The 12,614-nt window shown below is 40.9% G+C and carries 14 protein-coding genes; 12 read left to right on the top strand and 2 right to left on the bottom strand.

What is annotated here, in order from left to right:
- Positions 1-161: 161 nt before the first annotated feature.
- The 6 genes from J2X07_RS09895 (at position 162) to eno (ending at position 7,825) form a co-directional block, all read left to right on the top strand.
- Positions 162-1,181: a sugar-binding transcriptional regulator gene (locus J2X07_RS09895; RefSeq protein ID WP_310258466.1), complete on the top strand. Its 1,020-nt coding sequence runs from the start codon at positions 162-164 to the stop codon at positions 1,179-1,181.
- A gap of 91 nt (positions 1,182-1,272) precedes the next feature.
- Positions 1,273-2,280, top strand: a complete 1,008-nt coding sequence (gap, locus tag J2X07_RS09890; protein WP_310258464.1) for a type I glyceraldehyde-3-phosphate dehydrogenase — start codon at positions 1,273-1,275, stop codon at positions 2,278-2,280.
- A 117-nt stretch (positions 2,281-2,397) separates the two neighbouring features.
- The gene (locus tag J2X07_RS09885) at positions 2,398-3,582 is read left to right on the top strand and encodes a phosphoglycerate kinase (RefSeq protein ID WP_310258462.1); all 1,185 of its coding nucleotides are present in this window, start codon (positions 2,398-2,400) and stop codon (positions 3,580-3,582) included.
- Between the two features lie 378 nt (positions 3,583-3,960).
- Positions 3,961-4,719 carry a triose-phosphate isomerase gene (gene tpiA / locus J2X07_RS09880; RefSeq protein ID WP_310258460.1) on the top strand — a complete coding sequence of 253 codons (759 nt, stop codon included), beginning with the start codon at positions 3,961-3,963 and terminating at the stop codon, positions 4,717-4,719.
- Positions 4,716-6,248, top strand: coding sequence for a 2,3-bisphosphoglycerate-independent phosphoglycerate mutase (gene gpmI / locus J2X07_RS09875; protein WP_310258458.1), 1,533 nt, complete (start codon positions 4,716-4,718; stop codon positions 6,246-6,248). The genes tpiA and gpmI overlap by 4 nt, the downstream gene beginning before the upstream one ends.
- A gap of 284 nt (positions 6,249-6,532) precedes the next feature.
- Positions 6,533-7,825, top strand: a complete 1,293-nt coding sequence (gene eno / locus J2X07_RS09870; protein WP_310258456.1) for a phosphopyruvate hydratase — start codon at positions 6,533-6,535, stop codon at positions 7,823-7,825.
- A 165-nt stretch (positions 7,826-7,990) separates the two neighbouring features.
- Here eno and J2X07_RS19980 read toward each other — a convergent pair whose 3' ends face one another.
- Positions 7,991-8,077 carry a putative holin-like toxin gene (locus J2X07_RS19980; protein ID WP_396194120.1) on the bottom strand — a complete coding sequence of 29 codons (87 nt, stop codon included), beginning with the start codon at positions 8,075-8,077 and terminating at the stop codon, positions 7,991-7,993.
- Between the two features lie 339 nt (positions 8,078-8,416).
- Positions 8,417-8,590, bottom strand: a complete 174-nt coding sequence (locus J2X07_RS09865) for an asparagine synthase (RefSeq protein WP_310258454.1) — start codon at positions 8,588-8,590, stop codon at positions 8,417-8,419.
- A 190-nt stretch (positions 8,591-8,780) separates the two neighbouring features.
- On the opposite strand from J2X07_RS09865, the gene J2X07_RS09860 reads away from it, so the two are divergent.
- The 6 genes from J2X07_RS09860 to J2X07_RS09835 all read left to right on the top strand — a co-directional run bounded on the left by J2X07_RS09860 (position 8,781) and on the right by J2X07_RS09835 (position 12,584).
- Positions 8,781-9,479: an FHA domain-containing protein gene (locus J2X07_RS09860; protein ID WP_310258452.1), complete on the top strand. Its 699-nt coding sequence runs from the start codon at positions 8,781-8,783 to the stop codon at positions 9,477-9,479.
- Between the two features lie 450 nt (positions 9,480-9,929).
- Positions 9,930-10,187, top strand: a complete 258-nt coding sequence (locus J2X07_RS09855) for a hypothetical protein (protein WP_310258450.1) — start codon at positions 9,930-9,932, stop codon at positions 10,185-10,187.
- A gap of 48 nt (positions 10,188-10,235) precedes the next feature.
- Positions 10,236-10,568, top strand: a complete 333-nt coding sequence (locus tag J2X07_RS09850; RefSeq protein ID WP_310258448.1) for a hypothetical protein — start codon at positions 10,236-10,238, stop codon at positions 10,566-10,568.
- A gap of 186 nt (positions 10,569-10,754) precedes the next feature.
- The gene (gene secG, locus J2X07_RS09845; protein WP_310258445.1) at positions 10,755-10,985 is read left to right on the top strand and encodes a preprotein translocase subunit SecG; all 231 of its coding nucleotides are present in this window, start codon (positions 10,755-10,757) and stop codon (positions 10,983-10,985) included.
- Positions 10,986-11,134: 149 nt separating this feature from the next.
- On the top strand, positions 11,135-11,824 hold the full coding sequence (locus J2X07_RS09840; RefSeq protein ID WP_310258442.1) for an alpha/beta hydrolase: 690 nt from the start codon (positions 11,135-11,137) through the stop codon (positions 11,822-11,824).
- Between the two features lie 13 nt (positions 11,825-11,837).
- On the top strand, positions 11,838-12,584 hold the full coding sequence (locus J2X07_RS09835; protein WP_310258440.1) for an alpha/beta hydrolase: 747 nt from the start codon (positions 11,838-11,840) through the stop codon (positions 12,582-12,584).
- Positions 12,585-12,614 lie beyond the last annotated feature (30 nt).

Raw genomic sequence — 12,614 nt, 5'->3', positions numbered from 1 at the left:
ATTTTCTAAAATGGGTACATTACAGATGTTAAAAGGATACTTGGGTAAAACCAAGTTATTTTCTTACGTTAATGGGACATAAAATGACTAACCGGGACAGTTTTAGTCCAACAAAACAAGCTTTAAGTGACGTTTAATCCGAATGATCAGGAGAATTTGCAATGAAGAATCTATTAGAAGTTCAAAAGAAGTTGCTGCCGGATCTTCTGGAAACAATGCGGAAACGATACAACGTTTTGAATGTGGTTAGAATTCATGAACCGATTGGCAGAAGAAGTTTAGCATCTGCGCTTCATATGACGGAACGGGTTTTACGCTCTGAAGTTTCCTTTTTAAAAGATCAAGGCTTGTTGACGATCCAAACATCCGGAATGTCTCTTACAACAGAGGGGCATGATATTTTAGTAGAACTTTCTGAAATGATGAAGGAATTGTCAGGGCTGCATGTTTTAGAATCTGATCTAAAGGAAATGTTAAACCTGTCAGAAGTCATCGTCGTACCAGGTGATAGTGATGAAGAGTTATGGGTGAAAAACGACATGGGTAAAGCGGCGGCGGATCGATTAAAACGTCAGCTGACGACCAGAAACATTATAGCAGTTACTGGTGGTACAACGCTTGCTTCTGTTGCTGAAATGATGACTCCCGTACAAAAGGTACAGCAATTGTTACTTGTACCCGCCCGCGGCGGTCTTGGTGAAAAGGTAGAAAACCAAGCAAACTCGATTTGTTCAACGATGGCGCAAAAGGCTAACGGAGAATACAGACTGCTTCATCTTCCTGACTCACTCAGCAAAGAAACCTATCTATCTCTCATGGATGAACCTGGCGTCAAAGAAGTAATGGAGCTCATCCGCTCTGCCAGTATAGTGCTTCACGGGATTGGTGATGCTAAAACAATGGCAGAACGCAGGAATTCAAACACTTCTCTTTTAGAAAAGCTGGATAAAGAAAAGGCTGTTGCGGAAGCATTTGGCTACTATTTCAACCAGCATGGGGAAGTCGTTCATCGTGTCCGGACAATCGGACTTCAGCTTGATGATTTGCAAAACAGCGATTTTATCATGGCTGTTGCAGGCGGTTCATCTAAAGCAGATGCAATTGCAGCTTTTATGAAACATGGTCCTAAGAAGGTTTTGGTTACTGACGAAGGAGCTGCCCGTAAGCTTTTGGGAAGCTAAAGCTAATTTGCAAGTCTGCTTCAATTTGTTAATAAGGGATTATCCCTTTTTATAAAAAATATTTCTCTCTTACACAAGGAGGTCATTTTAAATGGCAACAAAAATTGGTATTAATGGTTTCGGTCGTATTGGCCGTAATGTATTCCGTGCAGCATTAAACAATCCTGCGGTAGAAGTTGTAGCTGTAAACGACTTAACAGACGCAGACACTCTTGCTTTCCTTTTAAAGCATGACACAGTTCACGGTAAATTAGATGCAACTGTAGAAGTGAAAGAAAACGCACTTATCGTAGATGGTAAAGAAATCAAAGTTTTAGCAGAACGTGATCCAGCTCAACTTGGATGGGGAGACCTAGGAATTGAAGTTGTTGTTGAATCAACAGGACGTTTCACTAAGCGTGCTGACGCTGCAAAACACTTAGAAGCTGGCGCTAAAAAAGTGATCATCTCAGCTCCTGCATCTGATGAAGACATTACTGTTGTTCTTGGTGTTAACGAAGACAAGTATGATGCAGCTAACCACGATGTTATCTCTAACGCATCTTGTACGACTAACTGTCTTGCACCATTCGCAAAAGTTCTTCATGAGAAGTTCGGTGTGAAACGCGGTATGATGACAACTGTTCACTCATACACAAATGATCAGCAAATTCTTGATCTTCCACACAAAGATCTTCGTCGTGCTCGTGCGGCTGCTGAGAACATCATTCCAACATCAACTGGAGCTGCAAAAGCAGTATCTCTAGTGCTTCCTGAATTAAAAGGTAAGCTAAATGGTATGGCTATGCGTGTTCCAACTCCAAACGTATCACTCGTTGACTTAGTTGCTGAACTTGATAAAGACGTAACAGTAGACGAAATCAACAATGCGCTTAAAGAAGCAGCAGAAGGCAACCTTAAAGGAATTCTTGGCTACTCTGAAGAGCCGCTTGTATCTACTGACTACAATGGCGACACTCATTCTTCTACAATCGATGCCCTTTCTACAATGGTAATGGAAGGCAACATGGTAAAAGTAGTTTCTTGGTACGATAACGAAACTGGATATTCAAACCGTGTTGTAGATTTAATTGACTACATCGCTAAAAAAGGACTTTAATAGATAGAGAAGAACATTAAGGAGGGGGAGAAGTCATTTGTACATTTGACTTCTACTCCTCTTTCCCATGTATAATCATTCTTCTATATTTGTGACTGTCAGGAGGTTACTGTACTTATGAACAAAAAAAGCGTTCGTGACATCGATTTAAAAGGCAAGGTGGTATTTTGCCGGGTTGATTTTAACGTACCGATGAAAGATGGAGAAATTACGGATGAAACGCGTATTAATGCGGCCCTTCCAACCATCAAATACTTAACAGAGCAAGGTGCTAAGGTTCTTTTAGCGAGCCACTTAGGACGTCCAAAAGGACAAGTCGTAGATGAGCTTCGTTTAGACCCAGTTGCTCAGCGTTTAAGTGATCTTCTTGGAAAAGAAGTTATTAAAACGGATGAAGCATATGGACCTGAAGTAGAAAAAGCTGTTGCCAACCTTGAAGAAGGCGGCATTGTACTGCTGGAAAACGTTCGTTTTTACCCAGGTGAAGAAAAGAACGATCCAGAACTAGCAGAAAAATTTGCAGCTTTAGCTGATGTTTATGTGAACGATGCCTTCGGAGCAGCACACCGTGCACATGCTTCTACAGAAGGAATCGCGAAGCATCTTCCAGCCGTTTCAGGTTTATTGATGGAAAAAGAACTTGAAGTACTAGGAAAAGCTCTATCTAATCCTGACCGTCCTTTCACAGCTATTATCGGCGGTGCAAAAGTAAAGGACAAGATTGACGTTATCGATAATCTGCTCGACAAAGTGGACAACCTGATCATTGGCGGAGGACTTGGATATACATTTATCAAAGCCTTAGGTTATGACGTTGGCAAGTCGCTTTTAGAAGAAGATAAAGTGGAAACTGCGAAAGCCTTTATGCAAAAGGCGAAAGAAAAAGGCGTTAACTTCCTTATCGCTGAAGATGTTTTAGTTGCGGATGACTTTTCGAATGATGCAAACACTAAAGTGGTTGGCATCGATTCGATCCCGTCTGATTGGGAAGGTCTTGATATCGGAACGAAAACAATCGAAAAGTACGTAAAGGTTATCAAGGAATCGAAACTTGTAATATGGAACGGACCAATGGGTGTGTTCGAAATTGACGCGTTCGCAAATGGAACACGTGCAGTTGCAAACGCACTTGCAGAATCACCAGACACGTACAGTGTAATCGGTGGCGGAGACTCAGCTGCAGCCGTTGAAAAATTTGGTCTCGCTGATAAGATGAGCCATATCTCAACAGGCGGCGGAGCTTCATTGGAGTTCATGGAAGGTAAGGAATTGCCAGGCGTTGTTGCTCTAAACGACAAGTAGAACAACAGTAAAACGGCAAATTTCTTCGTTGCCTGGTTCCTCCGATCCTCCTTTATGGAGAATAAACTCCGGGAACTGATGGTGCCTCGAACTTCTTGCTTCTTGTTTTTCTACAAGTGAAAGTAAGACGTCGAGTTTCTAAGTTGTCCTTTGAACTTTACTTTATTGCCTCTATGGCAAGTTGATCGGAGTGTAAGGTGCGAGACTCCTGCGGGACGAGTGGGACAGGAGAGACCACTCATTGTCGCAAGGCGACGAGGGGGCTCACCGCCCGCCCCGCGGAAAGCGAGCATCCTTAAGCGGAGATCAACGACTTTCAAGAACAACAATCATTGACAAAACAGTTTTATAATGAAATTTTTTGAGAGGTGAAAGTGTATGCGTAAACCTATTATTGCTGGTAACTGGAAGATGAACAAAACATTATCAGAAGCCCGCAGTTTTGTTGAAGAGGTTAAAAGCCTTGTTCCTTCAGCAGAAACTGTTGATTCTGTAATCTGTGCTCCTGCACTTTTCCTTGATTGTTTAGCAGACGAAGCAGAGGGAACACCTCTTGCCATTGGTGCTCAAAACATGCACTTTGAGGAAAGCGGTGCTTTTACTGGTGAAATCAGCCCTGTCATGCTGAAAGATTTAAACGTTCAATATGTTATTTTAGGACATTCTGAGCGTCGTGAGCTTTTCAGTGAAACGGACGAGCTTGTTAACCAAAAAACGCATGCTGCATTCAAACATGGCTTAACACCAATTGTTTGTGTAGGTGAAACGCTCGACCAGCGTGAAGCAGATCAAACAAAATACGTGGTAAAACAGCAAACAGAAAAAGGCCTTCAAGGTTTATCTGATGAGCAAATGAAGCAAACTGTAATCGCGTATGAGCCAGTATGGGCGATCGGTACAGGCAAAACGGCATCTTCTGAAGATGCAAATGAAGTTTGTGCTTACATCCGAAGCGTTGTTGCAGAACAATTTTCTCAGGATGTAGCAGATGCTGTCCGCATTCAATACGGCGGAAGTGTAAAGCCTGACAACATTAAAGAACTTATGGGTATGTCCGATATCGACGGTGCATTAGTCGGTGGAGCGAGTCTTGAGCCAAAATCTTACCTTCAGCTTTTGGAGGGCGTTAGCCGATGAGTAAAAAACAGGTAGCTTTAATCATCTTAGACGGCTTTGCTTGCCGTAATGAAGAAAAAGGTAATGCTGTTGCACAAGCGAAAAAGCCCAACTTTGACCGCTACTGGGAAACGTATCCGCATGCGCAGCTGACTGCTTCTGGAGAGGCTGTTGGTCTTCCAGAGGGTCAGATGGGAAACTCTGAAGTTGGTCATTTAAACATCGGAGCTGGCCGTATTGTGTATCAAAGCTTAACTCGCGTGAATCTGTCAATCAAAGAAGGCGATTTTTATGAAAATCAAACCTTTATTGACGCTATGAATCACGTAAAAGAAAAAGGCACAGCTCTTCATATTTTCGGATTGCTTTCTGATGGCGGTATTCACAGTCACATCGAGCACATCCTTTCATTGCTGGAGCTTGCTAAAAAGCAGAACGTTGAAAAAGTATACCTTCACGGCTTTTTGGATGGACGCGATGTTCCGCCCCAATCAGCAAAAGGATATATCCAAACAACGATCGATAAAATGAACGAGCTTGGAGTAGGAAAAATCGCAACATTATCAGGCCGCTATTATTCCATGGACCGCGATAAGCGCTGGGACCGTGTGGAAAAAGCGTACCGTGCTATTGCTTATGGTGAAGGACCGGATTACAAAGATCCTTTTGAAGTCGTAGAGGATTCTTATAGCAATGGTGTTTATGATGAGTTCGTACTTCCTTCTGTTTTAAAACAAGAAAACGGTGAGCCCGTTGCGACCGTTCAGGATAATGATGCAGTGATTTTCTGTAACTTCCGTCCTGACCGTGCGATTCAGATTTCACAAGTGTTCACGAATGAAGACTTCCGTGGATTTGACCGCGGTGACGCGTTCCCAAAAAATCTTCACTTTGTGTGTTTAACACATTTCAGTGAAACCGTTGATGGGGATGTTGCGTTTAAGCCGACAAACCTGGATAACACTCTTGGTGAGGTTTTATCACAGCAAAACTACAAACAGCTTCGCATTGCGGAAACAGAAAAATACCCGCATGTTACGTTCTTCTTTAGCGGCGGACGTGAAGCTGAGTTTCCTGGTGAAACCCGTATCCTGATTGATTCTCCAAAAGTAGCGACGTATGACTTAAAGCCTGAGATGAGTGCTTATGAAGTAACGGATGCTCTTTTAAAGGAAATCGAAGCGGATAAGCATGATGCAATCATCTTAAACTTTGCCAACCCGGATATGGTAGGACACTCAGGAATGCTTGAGCCAACGATTAAAGCTGTTGAAACAGTAGATGAGTGTTTAGGTAAAGTGGTAGATGCGATTGTTGCAAAAGGAGGAGCTGCGATCATCACGGCTGACCATGGTAATGCGGACGAAGTAATTACGATGGAAGACAAGCCGATGACAGCTCATACTACGAATCCCGTGCCGGTTATCGTGACCCAAGAAGGTTTGGAACTGCGCCAGGATGGTATTCTTGCGGATTTAGCACCAACACTGTTATCCCTTTTAGGCGGCGAACAACCGAAAGAAATGACAGGAAAAACATTAATAAAATAAGGCTTTAAGTTATTGCTAAAGAGATATATTGAAGTAAGTCCTTCAATGACAAGTTGATTGGAGAGAAAGTTGCGAAAATCCTGCGCGATGAGGGAGTTTACCGCACACCCTGCGGAAAGCGAGTCCTGCAACGGAAATTAACACTTTCAAATTCAACAAAGCTTTATTATAAAATAGCCTTAAATCAACAAGACATATGATGAGGCGTTACAAAGGACCCTTGTACGTCTTCGTCAAATGCTTTACGTTTAAAACGAAAATACTTATTTAAAGGAGAGAATGTTATGTCAACAATTATTGAAATTTATGCTCGCGAAGTTCTTGACTCTCGCGGTAACCCAACAGTTGAGGTAGAAGTTTATACAGAATCAGGCGCTTTCGGACGCGCAATCGTACCTAGCGGTGCTTCAACTGGTGAATACGAAGCAGTTGAGCTTCGTGATGGAGATAAAGAACGCTACCTTGGAAAAGGTGTTCTAAATGCAGTAAACAACGTAAACGAAAACATCGCTCCTGAACTAATCGGTTTTGATGTACTTGATCAAGTTGGAATCGACCAAACTTTAATCGAGCTTGATGGTACTGAAAACAAAGGCAAACTAGGTGCTAACGCAATCCTTGGTGTTTCCATGGCTGTTGCACACGCTGCTGCAGATTTCTTAAATGTACCTCTATACATGTACCTTGGCGGCTTCAATGCGAAGTCTCTTCCAGTTCCAATGATGAACATCCTTAACGGCGGAGAGCACGCTGATAACAACGTTGATATTCAAGAATTCATGGTAATGCCTGTTGGTGCTGAAACGTTCTCTGAAGCACTTCGCATGGGTGCTGAAATCTTCCATAACTTAAAAGCTGTTCTTAAAGAAAAAGGCTTAAACACAGCTGTTGGTGATGAAGGTGGATTTGCTCCTAACTTAGGATCTAACGAAGAAGCACTTCAAACGATCATGGAAGCAATCGAAAAAGCTGGCTACAAGCCAGGTGAAGAAGTTCGCCTTGCAATGGACGTTGCAGCTTCTGAATTGTTCAACAAAGAAGACGGCAAGTATCACCTTTCTGGTGAAGGTGTTGTGAAATCATCTGAAGAGATGGTTGCTTTCTACGAAGAACTTGTTAACAAGTACCCGATCGTTTCTATCGAAGACGGACTTGATGAAAACGACTGGGATGGCTTTAAGCTATTAACAGAACGCATCGGTGACCGTGTACAGCTTGTTGGTGATGACTTGTTCGTTACGAACACAACAAAGCTTTCTGAAGGAATTGAAAAAGGAATCGGTAACTCCATCCTTATTAAAGTTAACCAAATTGGTACATTGACTGAAACGTTTGATGCGATCGAAATGGCTAAACGCGCTGGCTACACAGCTGTAATCTCTCACCGTTCTGGTGAATCTGAAGACAGCACAATCGCTGACATCGCAGTAGCTACAAATGCTGGACAAATCAAAACAGGTGCTCCTTCACGTACAGACCGTGTTGCAAAGTACAACCAGCTTCTTCGCATCGAAGACGAGCTAGGCAACTTAGCTGTATACCCTGGTATGACAGCATTCTACAACCTACAAAAGTAAAAGCAATGCAGTAAAAAAGGGGTCTGACCCCACACAAAGACAAACCCGCCATTTTGTCTTTGTGAAAAAGACAGCCCCCGAACAGGTGCGCATACTCACCTGTTCGGGGGCTTCATTTTTTAATCTTACATAGAAATTAGGATGGCATTTTAAGAATTCTGCAGCTTATCGAGAACGATCGTTAGAATGAAGGATTGTAGCAATGAGCATTGAGAAACTGATCATAAGTGAGATGGTTTCAAAGACGGTCATCTGTTATCCCTCCAATCTTGTTTCCATTAAGATTTGTAGATAGAGGGTTGTCCTATACACCATTATTAAAAATTACTGAAAAAAACGCATGTAAAAGAACAAGTACATGAAATTGCAGGATTTCAGCAGTCTGAAAACCTATGATATATATGAAATGGGCACTACGGAAATTAAGCGGGCGGAAAAAAGAAAAAAAGTGGGCGCGAAACTAAAAAATGCGGGTGAAGCAAGAAGAAAAACGAACCCAAATTCCAAAAACATGACCGGATGAGAAGACAAAATGCCAGCCCTTTAAGTGTATCTCAATCTACACTTAAAAGAGCCAGCACCTGTTAGAACCTAACGTCGATGTTCTACAAGATCAATGACACCTAATACAACATGAGCCAGACCAAAACCAAAAAGAGTGTTAGCCAACATCTTATTGGTCCCGCGTGTTTGTTTTAATGCGTAGCCCGTAGCGGTCACGGCAGTTCCTAACGTAGCAGGGATTAAGCCTTCACGTATATTCATAGTTATTGTCCCTCCAACATCATTGTAGGTTAAAGTGTCATAATGACACTGTGTTATTTTTGCCTTGTTTTATCAAAAGATACGGTTGATCAACAGCAACCCACTATATAAATTTCTTATTTCTTCTATTTTTTCTGCATATCATATAAAATGCTTGTAACAAGTTATTGTTTTGTTCGGGGGAATGGTTATGAATCAAAGCTTATATATAAGAATTGAAGCAGGGGATCCTTATGATTCAGGCAGTTTGTTTCCGATAAAGCCTGAGGGTCAGCGATTAACATTTGGACGATCATCACATACAAATGAATCGGATATTTCATTCATCAGTCCTTATGTATCACGCAGTCATGTCGAAATTTTCCTCAATGACGGAGAACCGTTTATTTGTGATATGAATTCAAAGCACGGAACAGATTTAAACAAGCAATCTCTAGAACCAAATGTACCGCATCGGCTTCAATCTGGAGACATCATTAGTCTTGCAAAAGGAGTAGTACTGTTTACCTTCTTAAATACGGATACGAGTGATGCAGATTTAACAATGGAGTTCACTTCACCCATACAGTCATCTGATACGAAAGTGACGAAGGGACTGCATATCATTCCAGAGCGCCGGCAAATTAATATCGATGGTGAACCTTTATTTTTATCTGGAAAACATACCGATCTGCTTGTCTTTCTTTATCGAAAAAAAAATCAGGCTGTCAGTACGGATGAAATTAAGATCCACATCTGGCCAGAGAGAATCTTGCCGGGTTCCAATCAAATTCCTGATGTAGGAAATGACGAAATCAATGCGCTCGTATACCGATTGAGAAAAAAACTTGGACTATATGGGGATTCGATCGTTACTGTTCCAAGATACGGCTATATGCTTCAGTTATAATTCTAAAATGGTCTTAACCTGTTGATTCAAGGATCAGCAGGTTTTTTATTTTTGCTCTTTTCTAAAAGCTTTTTTTAAAAGATTGTAGTATATCGTTTGTCTTTTTGATAAAGAGCATCATGTGTATGTTGATTGAAGTGCAAGGTGCGAGACTCCTACGGGATCAGCGGGACAGGCGAGACCACTCAATGTCGCAAAGCGGCGAGTGGGCTCACCGCACGCCCCGAGGAAAGCGAGCATCCTGGAGCGGAAATCAACTACTTTCAAGGGCAACAAAGTTAACAGAAACACTCATTCAAAATGTCCAATTTTCTGAAACTTATCATTTTCTTATGACTTAAAAATCATATAAAAGCCATTTTACCTCTAGACAAAAGAGAGTAAATTAAGTAAAAGGGAAAAACTCTTTATCATGTACGTTTTTTTCCATATAGGTGTGGTGAAGATTAAATGAGGGTAGAGGAAACTATACAACAGCGTAAAGACCGAGCGTTTCGATATCATCTGTATTTGGCATTTATTATTCTATTATTTACGATTCTTATTATTAGAGCGTACGATCTACAAGTTTCACATGGTAAAGAAGCACGAGCGAAGTCAGAAACGTATGAAGATGTTGTTGTAAAAAAATCCATATTCAATGACCAGTACTATTCCTCTCAAAAGAACACACCATTACAAAAAGGCATAAAATCAACCAATGATTAGTAAAATGAATATGGGGGATGTCCTCATAATGGCGAAGAGGGGATGTTTATGATGCAACCACTTAAACAAGAATCTTCGGATGGTGCAGAAAAGAAACAGGAAAAACTGAATCCAATCAGTTTTATTGGAAAAGTGAAAGAATCAAAAGGAAATGTATTTACGATTAACTACAAGAAGACAACGATGAAAGTCCAGCTTGACGCAAAAACAGAATTACTGGACGGAGATAAGGCATTGGATATTGATCCTGATGAAGCTGTCCAGGCAGGGGTAACCGTTCAAATAGTAGGGTTACTCAACAAAAGGCTGAATGTGATTAAAGCTGTGCGTCTTTATATTTTTCATAAAGAATTTGATATGAATTATCTTGGAACAAATTAGCCATTAGCTAAGAACTCATGACCGAAGCATAAGTTGCACCTAATTGGCCGACTTTAAGTTGTTTTTCGCATCTCTATGAGCTAAGCGGTCAGTAATCCTTTCAAATTGTAAAAAAACTTTGCCTCGTCCTTTCCACTATGATACATTTATAGTAACGCAACATGGAACGGTGGAGGTGTAACATTCATGCTAACAGCAGTAAAAATCCTTCTTATTTTAGTATCAATCGCTTTGATTACTGTCGTTGTTCTTCAATCAGGTCGTTCGGCTGGATTATCAGGTGCGATTACAGGTGGTGCAGAACAGCTTTTTGGTAAACAAAAAGCACGCGGTCTTGATGCATTGCTTAGTAAATTAACAGTTATTCTTGCAGTACTGTTTTTCATTTTGACTGTAGCAGTCGCATATTTCTTATAAAAAATGCAATCAAAAGCAACAAGCGGAATCCATTCCTCTTGTTGTTTTTTTATTTTGCCTGGAATTCGATTCGTACCCAATCTTATATTGAGTGTGATATGATTTGATACGTACATAAAAGGGTAATCTAAAGTCAAAAAGGTGGTAGCATGATTGGCTGTCTTTGTTTACACGGTTTTACAGGCGGACCTTATGAAATTGAACCTGTTACGGATTACTTATCCAAACATACAGACTGGCTTTTATCCATCCCGACCTATCCAGGTCATGGGACCAAACTTTCTCTAAAAGGGATAACACACATAGAATGGTTAGAAGAAGCGGAAAAAGCGTACTTAGAACTTCGGGAAAAAACAGATAAAATATATATTGTCGGCTTTTCTATGGGCGGAATGATCGCAGGCTATTTGGCATCTAAGTATGGCTGCGACAAATTGATTTTATTGAATGCAAGTGCTTATTATTTAAATCCAGGGCAGATGATCAAAGACATCGCAAACATGATGATTACTGGATTAAGCGGCGGTTTGAAAGATCATGAGCTTTATCATAGATACAGAAAAAAATTACTGGATACACCTTTTAGTGCCACAAAAGAGTTTCGAAAGCTTGTAAAAACACTAAAACCCTCGCTATCGAAAGTTAAAGCACCTACCCTGATCGTCCAAGGTGAATGTGATGGTCTTGTACCAAGAAAAAGTGCGGAATTTTTATATGCTGCGATTGCGGCCACAAATAAGAGGATTTGCTATTTTAAAGAATCAAAGCACATGATCTGTCATGATGTAGAAAAAGAACAATTAATCGAGGAAGTTTATCAATTTTTACAGAACGAATAGGAGAGAAAACAACATGAAAATCACAGCACCAAAACCATTTTTCTTTGAAGGAGGAAAACGGGCTGTTTTAATGCTGCATGGATTTACAGGCAGTTCAGCAGATGTCCGCATGATGGGGAGATTTTTGCAAAAGAAGGGCTACACATGTCATGCTCCGCAGTATAAAGGACATGCCGTACCTCCAGAAGAATTGGTTCACACAGGTCCTGATGACTGGTGGGAAGATGTAATCAGCGGCTACAATCATTTAAAAGAACAAGGCTATGAAGAAATTGCGGTGTGCGGACTTTCACTCGGCGGTGTATTTTCATTGAAACTTGCTACACAGCAGCCTGTAAAAGCAGTTATTCCAATGTGCGCCCCTATGTCGATCAAAAGCGAAGAAGTGATGTATAAAGGGGTTTGTGAGTATGCTCGCGAATATAAAAAACGTGAACAGAAGTCTCCAGAGCAGATTGAACAGGAAATGGAAGAATTTAAAAAAACACCAATGAACACTTTAAAAGCCTTGCAAGACCTGATCCAAAGTGTAAGAAATTCAGTCGATATGGTATACGCACCCACGTTTGTTGTGCAGGCTAGACATGATGAAATGATTAATACCGATTCTGCAAATATTATATATAAAGAAGTAGAAAGCGATAAGAAAGATTTGAAATGGTATGAAAATTCCACACACGTCATTACATTGGACAAGGAAAAAGAACAGTTGCATGAAGATGTATATACGTTCTTAGAAGACCTGGATTGGTCAGAATAAATCCTTTTCCACACAAAAGGAGGTCAGTTT

It is taken from the genome of Fictibacillus barbaricus (assembly GCF_031457135.1).
Taxonomy (GTDB): domain Bacteria; phylum Bacillota; class Bacilli; order Bacillales; family Fictibacillaceae; genus Fictibacillus; species Fictibacillus barbaricus_A.
Note: the sequence above shows the minus strand (reverse complement) of the source record. Positions and strands in the feature narration are given on the sequence as shown.